Here is a 21,391-nt window from a genome sequence, read left to right as displayed (position 1 = left end):
CGGGCGTGTGCGATGCTCACGGCATAGACTATCCCTTTCTTCCCGGCGGCATATCGACGGACGCTCTCATACAATTGTCGGATACCGGTCTCCCGATTTAACACCGCATTCATTTCCTTTACCTGATAATCCCCGTCCGCACCCCGTTTCTTCAACGAGTCAATCAGTCGCTGTTCACTGCTGTTCGCACGGATGGACACATAGTCAAATGACGACAACCAGCCCCTCCCGATAAATTCCGCAATGCTCCATGAGGTAATCAGGGTATCAAACAAATCCGTGAATCCCTTGCGGCTCAGCCGGCAGGGAGTAGCAGTCATGCCCAGTTTCCTCGCCTCCGGATATCTCTTCCAAAGCTCCCGGTAGGTTTCCGCCAGGGCATGATGCGCCTCGTCAATGACGATCAAATCCGGCTGTCCGTCCATAATCTTCCGGTTTCGTGACAACCACTGGATGGAAAATACCCTCACCCTCCCGGATTCTTCCGGCATACTGTCTTTCCCCGTCCTTCCGTTCTTTGCCGACTTGTCCGGTTCTTTTCCCATTCCATACCGGGCTACGGTTTCCTCTATCTGCTCTACCAGCTCCCTGCGGTGTGCCACTATCCACACCCGCATACCGACACCGCCACCACAAAGAAACTCTTTCACCACCGCAGCCAGCAGATGTGTCTTTCCCGTGCCTGTAGGCATTTGTACCATCACACTCCGGTGAAGCTCCCACTCTTCAAAGAGCCTGAGCTTCATCTCCTGCTGGTAGTCACGAAGACAATCGTTCCTTGCCATGCATCATCCCTTATTTCAGATGTATCCTGAATACCATCCCTGCACTGGGATACTTACATTGGGTCAGTTCCACCACACCACTAATATAATCCTTCCAAAAGTTATACCCGATACCACAATTCACCGAATAACTATCGTATTCCGCTATCACATTCAGCCCATTCACAGCCTTCATCCAAAAAGAGGTAGCCGGCAGGGCAAACTGAAAATTCACCCCCGCCACAGGTCCGTTCCGGTGATAATCCAGCCGCTTGTTATAGACATAACCGAAGTGCATCCCCAACTCCCCCACATTCTTCACCCCGAAGTGCTTGGTGGCAGCTATGTAATAGCGGTTCCAGTGTCCGTTACCCACCGAAGACGTACCCGTAAAACCATAATCGTCCTTATCGGGGTCGCCCAGCACATCGTTGGTGGACGGATCGTTCGCCCCCACCACTATCTGCGGTGTCCACTCCTTCCACCATCCCTCCTTCCATACACGCAGCCGGGCGGAAAACTGGCGGTCCTGATTGCGGAACTTATATGAATAACCATACTGGGGCAATCCTATTTTGTGCAGCGTACAGGTATAGCCCACTTCCAGCCACGGAAAGAGGGTGATGTTTATGTAGTAATTCCACGTGTCATAATTCCAATGCTTCGGGGTAGCCGCCACTTGCAGATAGGAAAACCCGCACAGAAAAGTCTTGTCGCGCTGCATATCCGCGCTGGGGGCGTGAAGAAGCCCCGTGGTGCCATATACATATTGTGCCTGCGTATGCTGCAAACCTGCTACCATCAATAATGCCGCCGCACAAATCAGTTTTTTTATCATCATCCGTTTTATTCTTATTTCAACAAACCCTCATAAACTCCCATCACCTGCTTTGCAATCTTGTCCCAATCATACGGAGCCATGTCATACTGCACACTATGATAATCCTCGTCTATCACCTTCTGCAATCGAGCGGCAAGAGCATCCACATCTCCACAATGAAAATAGCAGTCAGAAGAAAGGCCTACCTCCAGATTGGCAGGAATATTACTCACCACCACCGGCAAGTGATAACTCATAGCCTCCAATAATGCAATAGGCAACCCTTCGTGCGATGAAGGCAGGCAATAACAGCGAGCATTTGTCAGCAACGAGTGCAACTTACGTCCCTTCACGAATCCCGTCAGCACCACGCCTGCCTCTTGCGCCATCTTCTTCAACCCCAGTGAATATTCATCTTCAAAATCCGTATCGCCCGCCAGCACTAACTTACAATCTCCAGCTTCCAACTTCTTGAAAGCTTCTATCAGGTGGTGCAGGTTTTTCTCCGGCACAAAACGACACATGCCAAGGATGTACTTTCCTTTCTCAATACCCAGTTCTTCAAAATAGTCGGGATAGTCGCAAATTTCAGGCTTCGGCACACCATTGTAAATCAGATGTACCCTCTCACGTCGATGGTACTTCCGGGCAATCAGATCCTGAATTACTTCAGATATGACGATTACATCATCTGCAAACCTGCACCCCAACCGCTCCCCCAGTTTCAGCACACTTTTGGCGGCAAAGCCCCACTTGTCACGGTCATAGTCGGGCCCGTGATGCGTGAACACCACCTTCATGCCGAGCATCTTTGCATATGGCACTAACAGCGCAGGTCCGATGGCATGAATATGCACCACGTCCGCTCCCAGCTTTTTCGCCTTGTTTACAGCCCGAAACGTATGGACAACCGCTTCGTATGATTTCCTTTTCGGTGCGCTGATATCCACCAGCTTCACCCCCTTCCACTCGGTGAGAGAATCTCTCACATAATCTTTGCGGCGGATGAGAGTGGTGTCCACACCTTTGGCTGCTATGCGCGGAAATAATTCCTCGCAATGCGTCTCTACGCCACCCATGATATCGGGGATACCACGGGTACCGGTAACTACTAGTTTCATCAAAATTTAGATTATTATTAATGAAGGCTACAATCCGAATAGGACAGCCACAATGCATTTAGCCTCATTTCCTGATACAGGAAATGAGGAGATAAGTTTTATCGGTAAATATTAGTTATTAAGAAACCACGCCAAATCCCTCAACAACCAGACAAAGGCAACTTCGCCCCAATTATTTGGCTTTCTATAAAAAATTATTCAATTCTTCTACAAGCCTATAAACAGTAGTAGAAGACTCTTGTTGTGCCGGATTATTCCCATCAAATTGTTTCATGATAGTTTTAGCGTGATTAATGGCTTGTTCTTGTTTAAGAAATAAAGCATTAAACATTTTAGAGCTTACGCCCGACTTCTTTGTATAAGCAAATCCGAGCAAAGTACTCAACATTTTTTCATATCTGGAACGATGCAAAGCCCCCTGATACAGATTGAAGTGAAGCAAGAACCAAAATTCAAAAGCCTGGTTGCTATAAGCCACTTCAAAACCATTCTGGCGAGCTGACAGGATTGCGGAGTTAAAGTCATTTTCTGGAAAATCATCTTTGTCAAAGACCACCCAATTCTGATTGTATGTCCTTCCTCTTTGCCTTTCCTGCTCTTTTATATTGATAGCTTTCTGTACTAATGCTAATGTCCCCATGCCTTGACCGATAGCTTTCACAGTGGCAGAAGTCAAGCGGAAGGCATTAAAGTAGTCTGGTTCAGTATTAACCCCCTCGCAAATAATCAGAAATGTTTGTTTCACTTCACGCACACCACTGATACGGGTTATCTTTCTTTCGATACGCGGATTCATATTTTTCCTTTTTGTAGCCGCCATAGTTTATTTTTCTTGCGTATTAAACAAACGGGTTAAATCTCCGACAATTGGAATAGCTCCATACTTTCCGGACAGGTAATCTTTTTCAAACGAAGCATCATTACGAACTTTATACTCTGCCAATGAATAAAGTTCGGTTGCTCCATAACGGTCTTTTTGTGTAAACCAAATCTGATCTCGTCGGAATATATTAGCACTCAACAAGTTTGTATCGTGGGTAGTGAAAATCAATTGGGCATTTTTCGGATTTGTTTCTTTTGAATTAAACAAGGTAATAATTCTACACGTAAGAAGTGGATGCATTTTGGAATCAAATTCATCTATAATCAGACGCTTCCCATTATCCAAAGCATCAATAATGGGATATGCTAAAGAAAAATACTTTATTGTACCTTCCGATTCATTTTTCCTGAATGGGAAGGTAACAGCTTTGACTTCATTACCTTCATCATCGCATTGTGTATGCGTACTGACAATAGTATTATCAATTTTTTCAATATTTTCAATACCTAAATCAGCATAACGGGAAAACTCCACAATTCGCTGTTTCATTGTGATGTCATCCAGTTGGATGGTGGCGGTATTCCATATCTTCTCATCATTAGAACCTGAAATAATAGTGGTATCGTTCAACCATTTCATGATCTCCACTGCCGTCGGATCATTGAATTGTGCCGCAACAGAAAGTAATAGTGCATTTGCTCTCACCATTCGTTTACCTGCAAGCTCTTTACCAACGGCAAACTTGGTATGAATATCAAAACTGTCTTTTTCCCGGTAGAATAATTCCACCTCCTTAGCCCTTTTCTTATTAGCTTTTTGATAGAGCCATTCCGAATGTACCGATGAATTGTCAGCTTCAAAACCATAACGATATTGATTATCCTCATCACAGAATATGGCTTCAAAATAACTTGGTTCACCTGCTGTAAGCGAATTTAACCGGAAACTTTCTATATTGACACGTTCCCCTGCCTGAATATCCTTCGATGAATTTATCACATACCACTTGAAGAACTCAAATGCTTTAATGAAATTGGATTTACCGGATGCATTGGCACCGTAAACAACCGCACTCTTCATTAACAATAATCCGGCAGTCCCTACACTAAAGATTATATCTTCAGCCGGAACCTGTATTTCTTTCAAAGCCGATGCCGCTAATGACAATGTAGACTGTTCTTTGAAAGATAGAAAATTTCCTATTGTAAATTGAATAATCATACTTTAATCGCTTCATTCGAGATTTTATCACAAATATAGCTTTTATTTTTCATATAAGGATAACTATCAAGTGAATTATATTATTTTATGTCTAATAACATGTAACAGTTCCTCGCAATGCGTCTCTACGCCACCCATGATATCGGGGATACCACGGGTGCCGGTAACTACTAGTTTCATCAGAATTTCTCCCTTAAATCACCTTGACAAGAGTCTTGCCCTACATCGCACCATTTCGGTTCCAGACAAATATCTTTCCCTTGCAGTGACTTCAGTTTATTAACCAACGCCCACTTCAACGGATACTTAATATACTTGTGCATCACAGGACTGGCAGTTCCCACCATCCAGCAGTTTTTGGGACAACGGCGCACCATGGCGCGAACCTCCTGTGCCTGCTCACTCTCCCATATAGTCATAAAGTCGGGAGTTTCATGAATGTTTCCCATCGACTTCTTCCAATACTTCTCTTCCAGCCCATTACAAGGATATACATCACCAAAGGGATCAATGAAGAAGTTAGCCGAACCGGCCTCACAAGGCAACATACGGCGACCGCCTTCAATATAATTTATCAGTCCCATATTGAACCAGGCACGGAACCAGCTCTTCGGATGACGCTCCTTCAGCTGCCATTCTATCAGTTGCTTGAAGTCACCACACACCTCATTTTTATTAGTGATTACATTGTCTTCTTTGTGGAAGTAGTACGAATTATGAAAAGCAGCTGTGGCGAACTCCATCCCCAAGCTCTTGCTCAGTTGGTAGAGCGAAAGCATGTCTTTAGAATTATTGTTAGACACCGTGCAACCGAAACCGATATCTTTCAGCCCCATTTCCTTCAATGTCAGCAGTGTACGAAGTCCCTTGTCGAAGCCACCCGCATGTCCACGCAGTTCATCGTTCTTACAACTCAATCCCTCGATAGAGATGCGGATGCCGATATTTGGAAACTTCTTTGCCAGCGCCACCACACGATCCTCAAACCATCCGCTGGTCGAAATGACAATACGGTCGGTATGCCGGTAGCATTCCTCCACAATCTCCGCCAAATCCTCGCGGACGAAAGGTTCGCCACCCGTCAGGTTGATAAACTTCAACTTAGGCAGTGTTCTCAAATCACTCGCTTTTATCTCTTCGCTTTTGTTGGTGGGATTAAACCAGATGTTGCACATCTTGCACTTCATGGGACAACGATAAGTCAGGATGATACTTGCGTCCGTAGGAGTAGGAACAGTTTTTTGATAAGCCATAAACATTATAATATTTTTACATTTTATACACTGTGATTATTTCATTATAATACCTTTCCGCATTATATCGCTTATGTGAAGCGGCAGCAATCTTAGCATTGTTGAAAGTCCGACCGTACATCGCTTCAATTTTTTCCTTTAAGTCGGCCGTATGGCGGCTTTCGAAAGTCATGCCCGTTTCCTCTGATATCAATTCAGGGATACCTCCAATCCGGGCACCCAGCACCGGAGTGCCCAGGCACTGAGCTTCTATGACCGAAAGTGGATTGTTCTCGTACCATTCCGATGGGATGACCGAGAAACGGGCTTTGCCCACCAAGCGCTTGATTTCGCTCCACTGTTTAAAGCCTGCCAGCTCAATGTGCTTGCCTGCCATAGACTTCAACTCGTCTTCCAAAGGCCCTCCCCCAATTACCACCAGTTTATGTTGCGGCAACGCATTGGCCGCTTCAATCAGAGTCTTGGCACCTTTCTCGTGCGAAAGGCGGCCGATAAAGCAATAATAATCATCACGTTGACTGTAATCATCGGCCACACATGGGGCTACATCGATAAAATTGCACAATGTGTGCAACTTTGCAGCAGCAAATCCCCCCTGCTTCATCTTGTCGCGCATAAATTGTGAAGGACAGACGAAAGCGTCCGTGCAGTTCTCCAAGCGCTCCCGGTGCCATTTCATTGCCTCACCATAAGAGAGGAAACTTGCTACTTTCGAGTTTTTCATGCATTTATATTCCAACACCTTGTGCTTGTCTGCAAAGCAGGATTCACATACCGTTTCCCCATTTCGCAAACAATCGTATCGAGGGCACAGCAATTTATAGTCGTGCAGGGTCCACACCACCTTTATACCTCTTTCGTGCGCCATCTCTGCAATGACCGGCGAAAGTTGCGAATGGATGTTGTTGAGATGTACCACATCCGGATGGAAATCATCGAGCAGCGCATTGAACTTCCGCTGTACCTCTCGCGTGCCAAACGGTCTCATCAGTGCTTCAATCATGCCCGTTCCGAGTTTGAACTTCACCTCAGAAGGAAAATACTTGCTCCATTGAGTTTCCAGATTTTCAGGGTAGTCCATGGCAAACACAGCCACTTCGTGACCGTGCGCTTTGAGCAGTTGCTCCAAGTTGAGTGTATGGACACAGTCACCGCCCCGGCGGTAATAGAATTTATTAGCCAGTAAGATTTTCATATATCAACATTAATTATATGACCTGCAAGATTTTCAAGGCTGCAAAGCCTGATTAAGTTATTTTGTTATACACTTTAAGGGTAAAGAATATCGATCAATTCTCACATCTGACATTCGCACAACTCCGCCAGTTTTTCCATCGATCTCTCCCGCTCTCTATGCATTATCTCATTCACTTTAGCATAGTCAATCTGCCGGTCTACCAATGAGAAGTCGTTAAAATCTGTGACAATTCGGTCTTCCAGTCCTGTCAGTTGAAGTATACTTTGATTTCGTGCTCCGGTCTTGTTATTGGGCAGCACTTCCAGAAATGGAGTATTGAAGTTGATGGCAAAAGCTGTTCCATGAAAACTGTCGGTAAGCATGTAACGGGCATTCTTGATATACGAAAGGAATGTACCTATTTCCGGACAAAACACCAATCTGCCCCCTCGGGCTAACTGGTGAAGCGTAGGAGACACACGTACTAACGGCAGACCGGCATGAGCGGCAAAACGCTTGGCATAATCGTCCAACCGGGGATTGTTATGTATTTCATAAATCAATACATACTCTTTTTTCACATCTTCTTCAATATACTCACTCCACTGACCGGAGTCGAGCAATAAAGTAGGATCCAGTACTTGTCCTCCACAGTCAATCCCCCACTCCTCCAAAAGCTTCACGGCACTGCTTTCACGTACAGTAAGCGCATCATATTTTGACAGTAACCGCTTATAAGATGCAATAATAATGTCCGAAAACTCAGTGCGGCCAAAGCTGCCTGCATACGATACCTTACGTATACCTTCCTTTACAAAAGAAAGAAAATAGGCTTCATCATATCCTCCATCCAGCAACGGTCCCCATACCTGGTCACTACCCGTCATAAACACATCCGCTTGAAGCGACTCCAACTCCTCCATTGAATAGCAACGGGGAGTCAGCTTTAGATACCGCCTACGCATTTTATCGAAACGTAACGCCGCTATTTTCTCACCCGGATACCGCAAAGCCACGTATGCCATACGTTTAAACAAACTGTTTTTCCATAATGATTTTCCTTGCAGCGATGTGAGAATTCCTTGCAGTCCCACCTCATCGCGTTTCCAATAATCAATAATCTCACACTGATGTCCCAAAGATTCAATCACCCGGAGGGTTGCAATGGACTGCAACAACGAACCGTAATTATTGGGCGTATGTCTGGTAATCACTTTAATTTGCATCGTTAAAAAGAATGAAGGGTTATTTTAGTATTCTGTTTCTTAAATCGGGCAGTTTAGCAAGAGTCCGATAGCAGATAATGGGTAAGCGAGGCAGCATTTCCACCACCATGCGCAACAATCTTTGCTGCCTCCGTTCCGCACGGACTGCACGGACATAACGTTTCTTACAAGGTCTGCCCCTGTAGACCGGCTCGGTCACTTGTTTGCGCCACACATCCTTGAGCGAAAGTGCAGGCTCCACTTCGGAAAATGACCGGGGTTCCAGATTCAGGGAAACACATTGTTGAAGCAATTCATCCCCCTTCTGAGTATGAACCGTTACCAAAGTCTCTCCCAACTCATTGTGCGAGCAGATAGTCCAAGGATCCATCAGCGTGATGTCCGCTCCTGCTTCCATACCAAAAGAATCCCCACAGATGCCGCATCCAGGCACCGTCCACAATCGTTTACCGAACGGGATTTGAGCTGCCCTATTCCAGGGCAGCTCAAATCCGTCCACTCTCACGATTCCCGGCCAACCATCTCCGCGATAGCGGGGTCGGAATTTTAAATTTGGAGGAACGGACGTACCCATCATCTTAGCCAGGAAACGTGTGGAGTCCAGTGTTTTCTGTTGCTTACAAAAGATACACACCCGGACAACCTCATCGCATTTATCCTTTATGATGGAGTTCAAGGCTCTCAACTGGCAGGCCGTCCCCACTAACATCAATCGCTTGCAAGGTTGAATCCGGTCAATTTCCGTGCAAGCCATCACGGAGTGATACACGGAATTTGGCATATCTCCGAATGAAGGAATATGCTCACGGGTATAAAACTCACCTTGGGCAAAAGGGAAAGAATCTGTACACTTCAACGAATAAGCCCCGTCTACCATGCCATTCTTTAAGGAATCGATGATCAATGTTTTACATACACCACCCGAAGAAGATTCCCTACGGATACGGTTGTCCGCATGATATCCCAAGTAGTATTTCTTTTGTGCAAAGCCATCAAAATAGCCTTCGTAACCATACTCTTTGTTAGCCGGACAACTTCTCACACATTTGCCGCAAGCGATACAAAGCGCAGCATTTATCTTTATATCGTGCAACCCGTCATGCCGCAAAGATAATGAAATGGCATTTTCAGGACACACCGCATAACAAATGCCGCACTGCTGGCACCGGTCAAATGTGTAAGACAGTTTTTTTTGATTTAGTTTTAACATGGCAAAGAAGAATATATAGACCTATTTTCTTGAAAGCAAATAGCCGGCAGGCATAAACGCCAGCACAAGGCATTTGCCGATAAACGAATACACGTCAGTGATGAGTGTACGATAGAAACACTCCATGGTAGCTTCACGTTGATAAGCGGGAGTGAAAATCGTCATCCAATGCACATCGGCAGAAAATGCTTTTTCACTCATGCACGTCCATACAGATTGTTTGTTTTGACTCTTCATTATAACTTTTATTTTATCAATTTTAAATTATCTTTCTGGTCATTCTCTCCTCACATTATTTATCTGCGTACGAATATTACCCGTGGACGTCCCCGACTTGAACGTCAGGAACTGCTGGAGCGCCTCTATGAAATCCTTGCTTACCATACGTTCGGCAGTAAGGATGGTATGCTTATGCATATCATTCACCACAAGGTTCGCCAAGTCCGACGCACTGCGGCAATCAGCTATGCGGCGGATGATATCATTCAGTTCCCAGTCATCAGAGTAGTAAATGCACAACGTGCCACGGGCAATACGCACTGCCTCATCCTCCTCTTTCTCTTCCATACCATTGTTCTGTGTTCTCACATGGGCGAACTCAGCACCATAAAAATTTTGCACTACCTCTGTAGCGTTGGGCAGTATTTGATTGTTACCGCCATGAATGTTGATAACAACACTTGCCCTCGCAGTATTTTGAGATTCTTTAGTCTCGTTTTTCATTATCGTTTTATCTTGATTTCTAATTATTCCCGATTATTTTAAATCATAGAGTGATTATTTTAAATCGCTATTGTCCTCCTGAAAATTTACTCTGTACTTTGCAGACACAAAATTCTACGCTACACATTATGAATAAAGATTTTTTTAAATCAAGCAACCCATCGCGCTTCCACTCCCTGCGCGACACCCGGCCTGAACCCACCACCTGGCAGGTTCTTTTCAAGGAGATAACCAACAGCACCCACACCACCGCCACCCGTCATTACCGCGCCCATCTGGCCACGCTGTCCGACATCGAGGCGACAGGCGACGCGCAGCAGCTGGAGCAGTGGAAGCTCACCAAAAGCAACCTGAAGAACGCACAGCCGGCATTCATCCCCTCCGTCCTGCTGGAGGGAGGGAGAACCTACGCCCATGTCAAGGGATTTACGGGATTTATCATGGTGGACATAGACGGCATCCCCCCCGAGCGATTCGCCGCCATCCTGACTTTGGTAAAAGAGGATATTCATTCCTTTTTGGTGTACATCACCATCTCGGGATGCGGCATCCGGGTCATCAGCCACGTGGAGGGCGGAGTGACCAAGGCCAACTACCGCATGGTATGGGAGTGGGTGAACGACCATTACGCTCGCCTGTGCGGAGTGGAGATTGACGGACAATGCAAGAACGCCACGCGCATGTCGGTCCTCTGCCACGACCCCGAAGCCCTGCTCCGCCCCGAAGCCTCCTCCTTCCACACCAGCGGAATGAAGCCCCGCGAGAAGCCGAAGCGCGGTACTGCCGTGACCGTGACGGCGGAACGTGCCTACAAGATTATCCGTGCACAGCTGGAAGAGGAAGGAATAGCATACGCACCGGGCAGCTACAACGACTACGTAAGCCGTTGTTTCTATCATACCAACCGCTGCGGTGTTCCGCAGGCGGACGCCGAGGCATGGGCCCTCCGGACTTTTCCCGATTATCCGCGCGAGCAGCTGCTGCCCATCATAAAGAGTTGTTACTCGCTCACGATGGAGTTCAACACCGTCCCCCTGCCCCGTTCCGTCCGAAAAAAGGAGAAAGAGAATGATTCCTCTCATAAGAAGGCCACCGTGGAGGAGATGGAGGAGTTTATCAACAGCTATATGAAGTTCCGGATGAACATGCTTACCCACCAGATTGAGACACAACTGATTGCTGATGCGTACACCGACCGTCCCGAAGCTTCCGCCTGCCACTGGCAGCGGCTCACCGACCACATCGAGAACTCCCTGTGGTGCGCTATGCAACACCATGGCATGGCGGTCAACCTGAACGAGCTGCATACGCTGCTCGGCAGTGATTTCGTCAAGGAATATCATCCGTTGAAAGAGTATCTGGACGGTCTGCCGCCCTGGGACGGAGAGACCAACTACATCGACCGGCTGGCCGCCATGGTGCATGTCAAGGAAAGTCCGCACAGTCCGTTGCAGCAGGACAAAAGCCGGGAACGGAACGACCTCTCCGAAACTCCCGTCCGCTTTGCCGACATCCTGAAACGGTGGATGGTGTCCATGATTGCCGCCGCCCTGAACGAGACCGTGGTGAACCAGGTGATCCTCACCCTGATAGGGCGGCAGGGCAGTTACAAGACCTCGTTCATGCAGCATATCCTGCCGCCCGTATTGTCCGAATATTACACCACAAAGAGCAACTCTAGCCGCATGACCAAAGACGACCTGTTCACCATGACCGAGAACCTGGTGATCAATCTGGAGGAGATCGATACCATGCCCCCCTCGGAGCTGAACCAGCTGAAGGCGATGGTGACGCAACGCTACGTGGACGAGCGCCGAGCCTACGGACGCAACAAGGTGCACCTGCCCCATGTAGCCTCGTTCGTAGCCACCGGGAACAATCTCCAGTTCCTCACCGACGACACGGGGAATCGGCGATGGCTGCCCTTCGAGGTGGAGGACATAGACAGCCCGTGGGAGGCGGACATCCCCTACGAGGGCATCTACAGCCAGACGTACGCGCTCTACCAGGATGTAAATTTCCGTTACTGGTTTACCGATAAAGAGATCCAGCAGCTGCGCGGCCATGTGCAGCAGTTTGAGGTGCCCCGTCCGGAGTACGAACTGATCCTGACCTACTACCGCAAGCCCGTGGGGCTGGAACGGGGAGTCTATACCACCAGCAGCCAGATCATCGGTCGTTTCGGCAACACCTCGCTGCGGCTGAGTCTCCAGAAGGTGGGCCGTGCCATGCGCGAGCTGGGCTTCCGACAGGTAAAGGCCTCCAACGCAAACTATTGGGTGGTGGTGGAGCGCACTACCGAGGAGGTACAGCACTTGCTGCCGGCCGAAACGGAACAGGCGGATCCCCCCGGCGAAAAGCCTTCCGAAGAGAATACCGAACTCCCCTTCTGACACCCTTAGTGGAGGATATGGAGGATATTTTTCAAACTTTCCATTATATGAAAGTAAGAAGTATCTTCCTTTAAAGGAAAGAATAATAAGTATATCATTTATATAAATTATATAATACCCCTCCATATCCTCCACTAAAATTGATATTCAAGCATTTACAAAAAAACAATTCAAGAGCCATGAACAAACAAGAACTCGCCCTGCAATATTTTCCCGATGCCACTTCCGCCACCGCCGTGCGCCACCTCACACGCTGGATAGCCCGTTGCCACCCCTTGGTCGAAGCCCTCACCGGAACCGGCTACCAAAGCCGGAACCGCACCTTCACCTGGAAGCAGGTGACCCTGATCCGCCAGTACCTGGGCGAGCCATCCGCCACACCCTGACCCCATTCCGAAAGAAATTTTTCCGTAGACGGACATAAACAGACATAGACGGACACTGCGATTTTGAGGGGTGATACCTTTGCACATGTCAAAGAGATGCGACGGACAGACTAAGTCTGTTCAGCGGACAAGCTAAGTCTGTTCAACGAACAGGTTAGGTCTGTTCAACGGACAAGCCAAGTCTGTTCAGCACATTCTCCAAGACCTGCCGGCCCGGTGGATATTCCGGACAGTCCGCTACAGCCGCGCAGTGACTGAGTGTTTAACCATTAAAAACAAACCGATTATGTCGATCAATTACAGTATTGCCATGCTTGGCAACCCCATCGATGAGGATGCGCCCAAAAAGGCCTACGCCAAGTCACAGTACACCAACATCCTGACACTGGACAAGTTTGCCGGGCACATCGCCAGCCACGGATCCAAGTACAACCGCGCCGACATCTATGCCGTGCTGATGCAAACCGTGGACTGCATGCGTGAGATGCTGCTGGAGGGAAAGCGCATCGAGATGGGCGACCTGGGCGTGTTCAGCATCAGCATCCAAAGCCGGGGGGCGGAAAACCTGGAAACCTTCAACCCCGCCATACACATCGAACAGCTCAACGTGAACTGGACTCCCGGCGACCGGTTCCGAAACTTACTGGAGGACGCCGTGTTCAACCTCGTGCCCTCGCGCCGTGCTGCCAGAATCCTGCTGAAGAGCATCAAGGCGGGCGAGACCACCGTGGACCTGACGGGAGGAGAAGGAGGAGGCAACGAAGCCAACCAGCCCACCGAAGGACAGGTGTGACCCGGCCGGGACGGACTGTATGTCCGTTCCGGTAATTTCCCGAACTCTTATGGAGAACTAAAATTTAAAGAATAATGAGCGAAAATAATAAAATCACATGGCAGAAGGTTCTTCAGGCCATCATCCAGGCGGCAATCGCCGCCCTCACCGCACTGGGCATCACCAGCTGCACAACCTTTCCTTTCAGCCTATGATAGAGGAATCCTTCCCCCTGTTCACCGCCGATGAGGAAGTGGCGAGCGAACGAGAACTGCTGAAAAGCGTCGAGGACGGACCGTACATGCAGGAGGTGAAATATATCATCATCCACTGCTCCGCCACCCGCGAGAACCGGGACTTCACCGTAGAGGACCTGTTGCGCTGCCACCGCCAGCGCAAGTTCCGCACCATCGGGTATCATTTCTACATCCGCCGCTCGGGCATCATCACCCAGCACCGCAAGCTGAAGGAAGTGGGCGCGCACTGCCGCCCTTGGAACCGTTGCTCCATCGGCATTTGCTATGAGGGTGGTCTGGATGCGGAAGGCCACCCGGCCGACACGCGCACGCAGGAACAATGTGAGCAGCTGCTGTTGTTGCTAATGAAGCTCAGGAAACTCTTTCCGGACGCGAAGATCCGCGGACACCGGGACATGCGAGGAAGCATTCCGAAGGCGTGCCCGTGTTTTGATACGGAAAGCGAATACGGATTTCTGGAAAAGTAAATTTATTTTTATTGAAAGGCTAAGGCGGACAAGTGGCGTTCTGTCTTAGCCTTTTGTTCTAATTTTTACAATGCTTCCGGAGTCTTTATATAAGATATCATCTGCAGAATGTTCCGCCGAGCTTGATTGAATTTTGTTGTTTCCATCCTATTGATAAATTTCTACCTCAATTCCTAACTCATGCAAAGAAACAAATCCCATTCGGGCATTCCTAATCGGCATTGTCTTTTTACGATTTGGGGCACCCACAGACTATTTTCTCATACTCCTGCAAGTAGGCCCGTGCCGTGACACTCACATCATACGTATTCCTCACATAGTCCTTCGCTTCATCGGCTTTCGTCATCGCTTCACCATAATTTTCCTTGATAAAGACTATCTGACGCTGCAAGTCGTCGGCATCTCCATTGGCAAAAAGCCAGCCATAGCGGCTGCCTTGTGTCACCTCGGCAGGTCCTTGCCCTTCACTTACCAATACAGGTACGCCTGCCGCCATAGCCTCCGCGACTGTCAGGCCGAAACCTTCCCAACGGGATGGCTGCACAAAGAGGTCATAATCAGTCAGATGAGCCGCCACGTAGTCTTGCGTTTGCTTACCAAGAAAACGTACATACGTTTCAGCATGCAATTCGGCAGTGAACTGCTTTAGATATTCCATGCTGGAGCCGATACCGATAAAGTCCACCGTAACAGTTCCTTGCAACGCTGCCGCTGCACGGATGAGCAAATCCTGCCCCTTCTTATCGTGTTCCAGACGACTCACCATGACGACGCGCAACTGACCTTTGGGCATGGTCTTAGGGCGTGAGACAAAACATGAGGTCACGATACCATTGCATACCACCGTGCTCTCCACACCATAATTATCATACAAAGTTTTCTGAACCACCTCGCTAATAGTAAACACATGGGGAATGCGATCCATATCAACCACATTACTATACAAAACAGAACGTTTCTTGATTTTCCGCCATACGATGTGCATTACCCCTTCACGCCTTACCAAACCTTTGGGCAGGGCATGAAGCGTGATACACACGTTGCTTTTCAATTTTTTGCCCCAAACAAAATGATACAAATCCGAACGATGTAAATGAATTACATCAGGTTTGCTCCTTTTCAAAATCCGATTCAGTCTTACAATAAACCAAGGAGTTATCGCCCCCTTTTTTCGGTTCAGAAAAACAAGATTTACTCTTTTATCCAACGAATTGACCAATGATTGCTCATAAAGCTTATTGATGATAAGAACACTTACCTCAGATCCTGCTTCCGCCTGTGCATTGGCAATATTGACAAGCATGGTCTCGATGCCACCGAAGCCGAGGCTCCAGAAGATATGGGTTACTTTCATAACAATATAAAAAGTGTTAGAATGAATGACGGATATTATCAAGAGCCGGACCGATGTGCGGATTCCGATAACCCTGACAATCTACAACAATATGATTTTTATACATATTGAAGGTATGAAATCCCAGTTCCATCCCTTTTAGAGGGGAAGTATCGCGGCGCACTTCCCTGAAACTGAAACAGCCATCTGCCTCACGACGCACCCGCTGGATGACCAGCTTATGCCCATAGCGCACTGCAGAATCCTGTGCGGGACGATAAATCTCTCCTCTGTACGTAAACCAGGCACCTGCATTACGAGCTATCGGCTCACCAAACTTACACTCCTGTACCAATTGATACATTCCTGTTGACTTATTTTGTTGATATACGCCTAATGCCGCTCCATTGGCATCGGGTTCGCAAGTAGAGAATATTAAAGGTTCGCCAAACAGTTCGGTATAGACCGCATCAGTGACTAGCTCATCAGAAAGATGCTTTATCTTTTTACATTCATTACTTTCCGGCAGGTATTCATAAAGATTGAGTCCGCCTCCGGCATAGTTTTCCGGATAGATATAGATATGCCCTTCGCGACGCAGGATAGCCGGAAAGCTCAAATGAGTGTTCAATTCGAGCACCGGTGTAGTGTTGATAAGCTGCATCGTATCAAGGTCGATAAGCAGTTTGGCTATTCTACCCCGTTCAATGAGGTCATAGAATTCCTCTACAAGCACTTGAGCTTCGTTTCCACAGACATCTAAGATGAAAGGATCGGCAAACCACCGGTCGGCATACCCATGCTTCATCCATTTTATCCGGTACGGCTCACCTTGAAGGATTCCCTCCAATGTATTCTCCACGAATCCGATGTTGTATTTCCGGCTTGTGAGTTTTCGGTAAGTTTTCTTTAATATGTTCATATCAGTTGAAAATCTTTTTGAGTGCCCGTTTGAACATCCGTCGCATGATTGCCCAAAATGGTCCGTTATCACGCTTATCCCAATAAGTGAAATAATCACAATGCTTCACATCCTTCAAAAATTGCCACAATGACACACGACCTCTGCACACATTGGAACGGAACTCACTATCTTCTACCATGCAAGAATAAGGGAGCTTAGGAATATCAATGTCTGTAGTATCCAACCTTTTTGCCAACATAGCCTTACACCAAGCATAAACCACATTATATCCGGCACGTGTCATGGCATGGCTCCAGCCTGAATTTCTATAATTGATTTCCAAAAAATAAAGATTATCATTTTTATCAACCAGAAATTCCACACAGAAAATTCCGATATACCGGCTCTTTTTGAGCATCTTGTCTATCTTCTCAACCAAATCAGGATTATCCAATTGTGTATAATAATAGTAAAGCCCGTAACTATCATCAAAAAGTCTATGATAATAAGCTCCGATAGGAAGATGAACAGGTTCATGGCTATTTACCGTAATGCCATCAATACACAATTCATTTTTTTTATGAATGTATTCCTGTAGCATGATTTCACTTTCATCCATATACTTATAGGCATCTCTAAGTTCTGCTTCATTATGACAGATAAAAACATTTTTCTTCCACCCATCCACTAATGAATTGACAGCTTTGGTAATCAAAGGATATTTTACCTTGGTGGGGAGTTGACCTACTTTTACAATTTCAAATTCAGCGATTCTAACCCCACACTCTTGCGCAATCTTAATTTGCTCTGCCTTCTGCATCATTTGTTTCATACGGCCTTGCTCGCCACAATTATAAAAGAAGAAATGCTCTTTCAACCTATCATAATGTTCATTAAGCAGTGCTGTAGTATCATCACTTCCTGTCAATATAAAAACTTTTTCAGGCTCAGACCAATAGTTCTTTACAATGATGTCCAACCCTTCTTCATTAGTCGCAACATAGTATATTTTATTAGGATATTTAGAGGCCGGAATAAGTGACGGATGCTCACCAACCAATACAACATCAACGGCTATTCCCATTTCTCCAAGCGAACGGACCATACCTAACGGGTTTGCATGATCTCCACCGTAAACAACAAACTTGTGTTTTAATAAAGGCTTATAAAAATTATTTTTCATCTCTGATCAATATATATAAAAAGACGATTGTACCTAAAATGATGATTGCCAAAACGAGCAAACCCAAAACAACAGACGCAGACTGTATGAGAGCAAGCCCTCCACAATAAAACAGAATCATAGCTGCCACACACTGTATTAAACTCCACGCTATTTTATTAAAAGAACGCACTTCTTTGTCATCCGAAAGAATAGTCGCTACAACATATGAACTTGAATCGGAGGATGTGATGAAGAAAAAACAAATCACTACCATGACCAATACCGATAAAGCCACATATCCTCCTCCACTTGCCAGTTGGTGTAAAAAGAAAAAAACAGATTGGGGAAGATTATCTTGCATTGCAGCATAGAGCTGTTCTTTTACAGGCAACCCCGCACTACCGAATATACCGAACCATACCGCTTCAAACACAGCCGGAAACAGAACTACTCCCCATGCACATTCGCGTATAGTGCGGCCTTTTGAAATTTTTGCCACAAATACGGCAACAAAAGCTGTCCAAGCAGCATACCATAACTGATAAAACACTGCCCATCCTGCTGCCCAATCATCAGAGGCAGTATTCGCATAATCATTGTAATGTATATAGTTTCTAATAAAATTACCAATTCCGTTTAAAGTGTAACCGATAGTATTGGAAACATTCAAATTCATATAAGCCAATACAGAAATAACAACCAGCAATATAAAGACCAATATTGAAGAAAGATTCGACAACCACTTTACCCCCCGTTTAAGGCCCGAATTGACCGACCAAGTAGCCACCAGACCAACAATAAGCATTAATAAATAAGGATTGACATTTGTCATGAAGACATAATCGATACCACTTTTAAGCTGCGATACACCTAAACCCAACGATGTAGTAAGGCCCGCTACAATACCCAGTGCCATCAAAACATCAATCAAGTTCTTAAACCACTCTTGGGTGCGTCCGGGGAAAATGGAACTAAGTTTAAGCGCACGCCCTTTATTATAGTATAAATAGCCGATAATGATACTGAGCAAACCATATAAAGCCCAAACATTAAACGTCCAATCATATAATGTTAACGAATAGGCTATTTCCTCAGGCGTTCCAGATACGTTTCCAACATAAGGATTATTAAACAAATGGTACAACGGCTCCTGACTATAGAAAATCAGACCAATGCCCATCCCTGCCATGACCAAGCACGAGAACCAAGAAAAATTACTATATTCTGGTTTGGCCTTCTCCCCACCCAACCGGATGTTTCCATATCGAGAAAAAATCAGGAAAAGTAATACCAGGATACAAAAGACCGTAGAATACCCTACAAACTCACGGGTATATACGCAGATATCATGAAATATCTCAGAAAATAAGTTTTTATCAAAGTCAAGGAGTAATAGAGTGACAAGGATTGCCGACAAAATCGCAAAAGCAATGATCGACCTGCTTTCCTTCTTGAGCAACAAAGTGAATTTATGCATTTTAAAATAAAGTTTAATTATTGTACTCTGATTACTTAAAATTTAAAATCCACTCCCACGACAAACCTCGGATTGTCTTTTAGAAAGTCATTACCCCACAGATAAAAATTGTATCCCCCATGCGTATAGTAGAATCCGGCAGCCCCATCGGCATCCTGATTGAACTTCCACGAATAAAGTGTACCAAGCATCGGGGTCAAGCTATCACCATTACGCAACTTGCAAGTATGACCTACATAAAGCCATTGGTCTATCGTATTCTTCACATTGCTTCCACTATTCACGCCCCACCATGTATTAGCGCACCAGAACCACGAGCCGTCACGGCTGATGTTACCGTTAAGATAGAGCGCAGAAGTGAGATAACCAAACTCAAAGTTATGGCTTAAATTAAACGATGGAGTAAACTGTGCACCAACATTGAACCATTTACTCAGTGACACACCATAACGGGCCAGGAATCCCATATAATTTGAACCTACTCCTGTATAGATATCCGTACCCAAAGCTACAGAATTTCCAATGCCGTATTGGAATGTGGTATAAGTCTCTTGTGTATTGATACCAGGACGTAGTTTCAGTGAAGTGTATCCATAGAGTTTCCCATCACCGGCCGTACTGGCAAAGTAGGGAATTTGCGCTTGCAGTTCCCACATGGCAAACGCCAAGAGAAGAAGTAATAAAAATCTTTTCATTTACTTGAATGTATAATTAATAATTTAAGTTTATCTATTTTATGAGGTGATGTGGAATAAGGAATACCATCAGGAGGCGGACCGCACGCGTCAGTCTGAAATTTCCTTTTAGCGACTTCCACCCTGCTGTCAGACACTTCCTCCGTATTTCAGCATAATGGTCGCGCATAAATTCTTTCTGTTCGTCCCGAAAGGTAACAGCCTTAAACGACAACAACCAGTAAGTATGATTAAAGACGCACCCATTGATATAAGCATTTATCAAGGCTGATTTTCCTTTTATCTCTTCCTGCAGCCATGTCTCATAGCTACGCACAATGGTGAGCGTATCACGTAATGAGCGCAACGAGAACTGCGACATGATAGAGCCTGATGAGCGCAAAAGATAGCGATAGGAAATGAATGAAGAAATGTAAAAGCTATTGGCTAAGCTGAATACGCGAGGAAGAAATTCTTGGTCCTCGTAGAGGATGCCGGGATAAAAACGAAGATGATTCATTTGAAGGAAAGCCCGTCTGTAAACATAGCGAACGGCAGCACCCGTATGAAGTGAGAATAAAATGCTTTTGTCACAGACAATTTGGTTAGATGAGAAACGACAATGTTCGTTCCAAATGGCTGATTCCACTTCAGACACTCTATTCGCTTCACTGACTTTGAGTATGCTAAAACCTATCACATCCGCCTTACTTCTCTCTATGCATTCAATGACCTTCCCTATACTTTCCTCAGTCACAGTATCGTCGCTGTCCACAAACCATACATATTCACCTTGGGCTATCTTCAACCCCGCATTGCGGGCACAGCTCAATCCTTGATTTTTTTGATTGATAATATGCAGATTGGCATGCTTATTTGTAAATTCAGCCACTATACGCATAGAGTCATCGGGTGTACCGTCGTTTATCACAATCACCTCAAAAAGGTTCTCGTCGTACTGTTGACGATAGATACTTTGCAATGTATCCCGTATGTATTTCTCTACTTTATAGACGGGAATGATGATGGAGAGTTGCATATAGATTCTTGATATTTTTTTAAAAATGCAATTATAACAAACAGGTAAAATAATTGGGTAAAAGAAAAAGCTGGTATAGAACTCAATGAGTTGAACACCAATATACCTAATAAGCCTCAAATCCGCAACTAAGCCCTTGAACGTCCTTATTGCGTTTACACGTCCTCTCATTACTGAATTTGCAGA

The 21,391-nt window shown here is 45.9% G+C and carries 22 protein-coding genes; 5 read left to right on the top strand and 17 right to left on the bottom strand.

What is annotated here, in order from left to right; all coding sequences use genetic code 11:
• The 11 genes from AB5935_RS20455 to AB5935_RS20405 all read right to left on the bottom strand — a co-directional run.
• Positions 1-785 (bottom strand): DEAD/DEAH box helicase (locus AB5935_RS20455; protein WP_368327540.1); only part of this gene is annotated, 785 nt, incomplete at its 3' end.
• A gap of 10 nt (positions 786-795) precedes the next feature.
• Complete coding sequence (locus AB5935_RS20450) at positions 796-1,605, bottom strand: YjbH domain-containing protein (protein WP_007835117.1); 810 nt, start codon at positions 1,603-1,605, stop codon at positions 796-798.
• 11 nt (positions 1,606-1,616) lie between these two features.
• Entirely contained in the window at positions 1,617-2,705 is a 1,089-nt protein-coding gene (locus AB5935_RS20445) for a glycosyltransferase family 4 protein (RefSeq protein ID WP_007835111.1), read from the bottom strand.
• A 184-nt stretch (positions 2,706-2,889) separates the two neighbouring features.
• Positions 2,890-3,525, bottom strand: coding sequence for an RloB family protein (locus AB5935_RS20440; protein ID WP_005852674.1), 636 nt, complete (start codon positions 3,523-3,525; stop codon positions 2,890-2,892).
• Positions 3,526-3,528: 3 nt separating this feature from the next.
• On the bottom strand, positions 3,529-4,749 hold the full coding sequence (locus AB5935_RS20435) for an ATP/GTP-binding protein (protein WP_368327539.1): 1,221 nt from the start codon (positions 4,747-4,749) through the stop codon (positions 3,529-3,531).
• Positions 4,750-4,928: 179 nt separating this feature from the next.
• The gene (locus tag AB5935_RS20430; protein WP_032936300.1) at positions 4,929-6,002 is read right to left on the bottom strand and encodes a radical SAM protein; all 1,074 of its coding nucleotides are present in this window, start codon (positions 6,000-6,002) and stop codon (positions 4,929-4,931) included.
• Positions 6,003-6,018: 16 nt separating this feature from the next.
• Positions 6,019-7,197, bottom strand: coding sequence for a glycosyltransferase (locus AB5935_RS20425; RefSeq protein ID WP_007835105.1), 1,179 nt, complete (start codon positions 7,195-7,197; stop codon positions 6,019-6,021).
• A gap of 101 nt (positions 7,198-7,298) precedes the next feature.
• Positions 7,299-8,393, bottom strand: coding sequence for a polysaccharide pyruvyl transferase family protein (locus AB5935_RS20420; RefSeq protein ID WP_235778235.1), 1,095 nt, complete (start codon positions 8,391-8,393; stop codon positions 7,299-7,301).
• Between the two features lie 31 nt (positions 8,394-8,424).
• Positions 8,425-9,615: a 4Fe-4S dicluster domain-containing protein gene (locus AB5935_RS20415; RefSeq protein WP_007835101.1), complete on the bottom strand. Its 1,191-nt coding sequence runs from the start codon at positions 9,613-9,615 to the stop codon at positions 8,425-8,427.
• A gap of 21 nt (positions 9,616-9,636) precedes the next feature.
• Positions 9,637-9,852 (bottom strand): hypothetical protein, encoded by a 216-nt coding sequence (locus tag AB5935_RS20410; protein ID WP_007835099.1) that lies wholly within the window; start codon positions 9,850-9,852, stop codon positions 9,637-9,639.
• 39 nt (positions 9,853-9,891) lie between these two features.
• On the bottom strand, positions 9,892-10,338 hold the full coding sequence (locus AB5935_RS20405) for a hypothetical protein (RefSeq protein WP_005852686.1): 447 nt from the start codon (positions 10,336-10,338) through the stop codon (positions 9,892-9,894).
• Positions 10,339-10,466: 128 nt separating this feature from the next.
• Here AB5935_RS20405 and AB5935_RS20400 point away from each other — a divergent pair, with 128 nt between their 5' ends.
• From AB5935_RS20400 to AB5935_RS20380, 5 genes are all read left to right on the top strand, one after another.
• Positions 10,467-12,731, top strand: coding sequence for a VapE domain-containing protein (locus tag AB5935_RS20400; RefSeq protein WP_038609767.1), 2,265 nt, complete (start codon positions 10,467-10,469; stop codon positions 12,729-12,731).
• A gap of 179 nt (positions 12,732-12,910) precedes the next feature.
• Positions 12,911-13,117, top strand: a complete 207-nt coding sequence (locus AB5935_RS20395; protein ID WP_008781578.1) for a DUF4248 domain-containing protein — start codon at positions 12,911-12,913, stop codon at positions 13,115-13,117.
• Positions 13,118-13,403: 286 nt separating this feature from the next.
• Positions 13,404-13,910 (top strand): DNA-binding domain-containing protein, encoded by a 507-nt coding sequence (locus AB5935_RS20390; protein WP_005852691.1) that lies wholly within the window; start codon positions 13,404-13,406, stop codon positions 13,908-13,910.
• A 74-nt stretch (positions 13,911-13,984) separates the two neighbouring features.
• Positions 13,985-14,104 (top strand): smalltalk protein, encoded by a 120-nt coding sequence (locus AB5935_RS20385; RefSeq protein ID WP_151850991.1) that lies wholly within the window; start codon positions 13,985-13,987, stop codon positions 14,102-14,104.
• A complete protein-coding gene (locus AB5935_RS20380) occupies positions 14,101-14,613 on the top strand; it encodes an N-acetylmuramoyl-L-alanine amidase (protein WP_032948190.1) in 513 nt (170 codons plus the stop codon). The genes AB5935_RS20385 and AB5935_RS20380 overlap by 4 nt, the downstream gene beginning before the upstream one ends.
• 229 nt (positions 14,614-14,842) lie before the next feature.
• On the opposite strand, the gene AB5935_RS20375 is transcribed toward AB5935_RS20380, so the two are convergent.
• Genes AB5935_RS20375 through AB5935_RS20350 form a run of 6 tightly spaced genes read right to left on the bottom strand, consistent with a single transcriptional unit; the run spans position 14,843 to position 21,205 of the window.
• On the bottom strand, positions 14,843-15,967 hold the full coding sequence (locus tag AB5935_RS20375; protein ID WP_007843264.1) for a glycosyltransferase family 4 protein: 1,125 nt from the start codon (positions 15,965-15,967) through the stop codon (positions 14,843-14,845).
• Between the two features lie 16 nt (positions 15,968-15,983).
• The gene (locus AB5935_RS20370) at positions 15,984-16,868 is read right to left on the bottom strand and encodes a hypothetical protein (protein WP_007843266.1); all 885 of its coding nucleotides are present in this window, start codon (positions 16,866-16,868) and stop codon (positions 15,984-15,986) included.
• 1 nt (position 16,869) lies between these two features.
• Positions 16,870-18,033, bottom strand: a complete 1,164-nt coding sequence (locus AB5935_RS20365) for an ATP-grasp domain-containing protein (RefSeq protein ID WP_007843268.1) — start codon at positions 18,031-18,033, stop codon at positions 16,870-16,872.
• Positions 18,023-19,492 (bottom strand): BCCT family transporter, encoded by a 1,470-nt coding sequence (locus tag AB5935_RS20360; RefSeq protein WP_007843270.1) that lies wholly within the window; start codon positions 19,490-19,492, stop codon positions 18,023-18,025. Before AB5935_RS20360 ends, AB5935_RS20365 begins: the two co-directional genes overlap by 11 nt.
• Positions 19,493-19,527: 35 nt before the next feature.
• Positions 19,528-20,187, bottom strand: a complete 660-nt coding sequence (locus tag AB5935_RS20355) for a hypothetical protein (protein WP_007843272.1) — start codon at positions 20,185-20,187, stop codon at positions 19,528-19,530.
• A gap of 34 nt (positions 20,188-20,221) precedes the next feature.
• Positions 20,222-21,205 carry a glycosyltransferase family 2 protein gene (locus AB5935_RS20350; protein ID WP_007843274.1) on the bottom strand — a complete coding sequence of 328 codons (984 nt, stop codon included), beginning with the start codon at positions 21,203-21,205 and terminating at the stop codon, positions 20,222-20,224.
• Between the last annotated feature and the right edge of the window lie 186 nt (positions 21,206-21,391).

This window comes from Phocaeicola sp. RTP21198st1_B8_RTP21198_201120, assembly GCF_040929485.1.
GTDB lineage: Bacteria > Bacteroidota > Bacteroidia > Bacteroidales > Bacteroidaceae > Phocaeicola > Phocaeicola dorei.
The sequence above is the reverse complement of the archived record's forward strand: the minus strand, read 5'-3'. Positions and strand labels throughout refer to the sequence as shown.

Coding starts and splice junctions, on each gene's coding strand:
- AB5935_RS20390 (WP_005852691.1), top strand. CDS start 13,404: ATGTCGATCAATTACAGTATTGCCATGCTTGGCAACCCCATCGATGAG.
- AB5935_RS20380 (WP_032948190.1), top strand. CDS start 14,101: ATGATAGAGGAATCCTTCCCCCTGTTCACCGCCGATGAGGAAGTGGCG.
- AB5935_RS20360 (WP_007843270.1), bottom strand. CDS start 19,492: ATGCATAAATTCACTTTGTTGCTCAAGAAGGAAAGCAGGTCGATCATT.
- AB5935_RS20355 (WP_007843272.1), bottom strand. CDS start 20,187: ATGAAAAGATTTTTATTACTTCTTCTCTTGGCGTTTGCCATGTGGGAA.
- AB5935_RS20440 (WP_005852674.1), bottom strand. CDS start 3,525: ATGGCGGCTACAAAAAGGAAAAATATGAATCCGCGTATCGAAAGAAAG.
- AB5935_RS20395 (WP_008781578.1), top strand. CDS start 12,911: ATGAACAAACAAGAACTCGCCCTGCAATATTTTCCCGATGCCACTTCC.
- AB5935_RS20365 (WP_007843268.1), bottom strand. CDS start 18,033: ATGAAAAATAATTTTTATAAGCCTTTATTAAAACACAAGTTTGTTGTT.
- AB5935_RS20445 (WP_007835111.1), bottom strand. CDS start 2,705: ATGAAACTAGTAGTTACCGGTACCCGTGGTATCCCCGATATCATGGGT.
- AB5935_RS20410 (WP_007835099.1), bottom strand. CDS start 9,852: ATGAAGAGTCAAAACAAACAATCTGTATGGACGTGCATGAGTGAAAAA.
- AB5935_RS20400 (WP_038609767.1), top strand. CDS start 10,467: ATGAATAAAGATTTTTTTAAATCAAGCAACCCATCGCGCTTCCACTCC.
- AB5935_RS20385 (WP_151850991.1), top strand. CDS start 13,985: ATGAGCGAAAATAATAAAATCACATGGCAGAAGGTTCTTCAGGCCATC.
- AB5935_RS20350 (WP_007843274.1), bottom strand. CDS start 21,205: ATGCAACTCTCCATCATCATTCCCGTCTATAAAGTAGAGAAATACATA.
- AB5935_RS20425 (WP_007835105.1), bottom strand. CDS start 7,197: ATGAAAATCTTACTGGCTAATAAATTCTATTACCGCCGGGGCGGTGAC.
- AB5935_RS20375 (WP_007843264.1), bottom strand. CDS start 15,967: ATGAAAGTAACCCATATCTTCTGGAGCCTCGGCTTCGGTGGCATCGAG.
- AB5935_RS20430 (WP_032936300.1), bottom strand. CDS start 6,002: ATGGCTTATCAAAAAACTGTTCCTACTCCTACGGACGCAAGTATCATC.
- AB5935_RS20405 (WP_005852686.1), bottom strand. CDS start 10,338: ATGAAAAACGAGACTAAAGAATCTCAAAATACTGCGAGGGCAAGTGTT.
- AB5935_RS20415 (WP_007835101.1), bottom strand. CDS start 9,615: ATGTTAAAACTAAATCAAAAAAAACTGTCTTACACATTTGACCGGTGC.
- AB5935_RS20450 (WP_007835117.1), bottom strand. CDS start 1,605: ATGATGATAAAAAAACTGATTTGTGCGGCGGCATTATTGATGGTAGCA.
- AB5935_RS20370 (WP_007843266.1), bottom strand. CDS start 16,868: ATGAACATATTAAAGAAAACTTACCGAAAACTCACAAGCCGGAAATAC.
- AB5935_RS20435 (WP_368327539.1), bottom strand. CDS start 4,749: ATGATTATTCAATTTACAATAGGAAATTTTCTATCTTTCAAAGAACAG.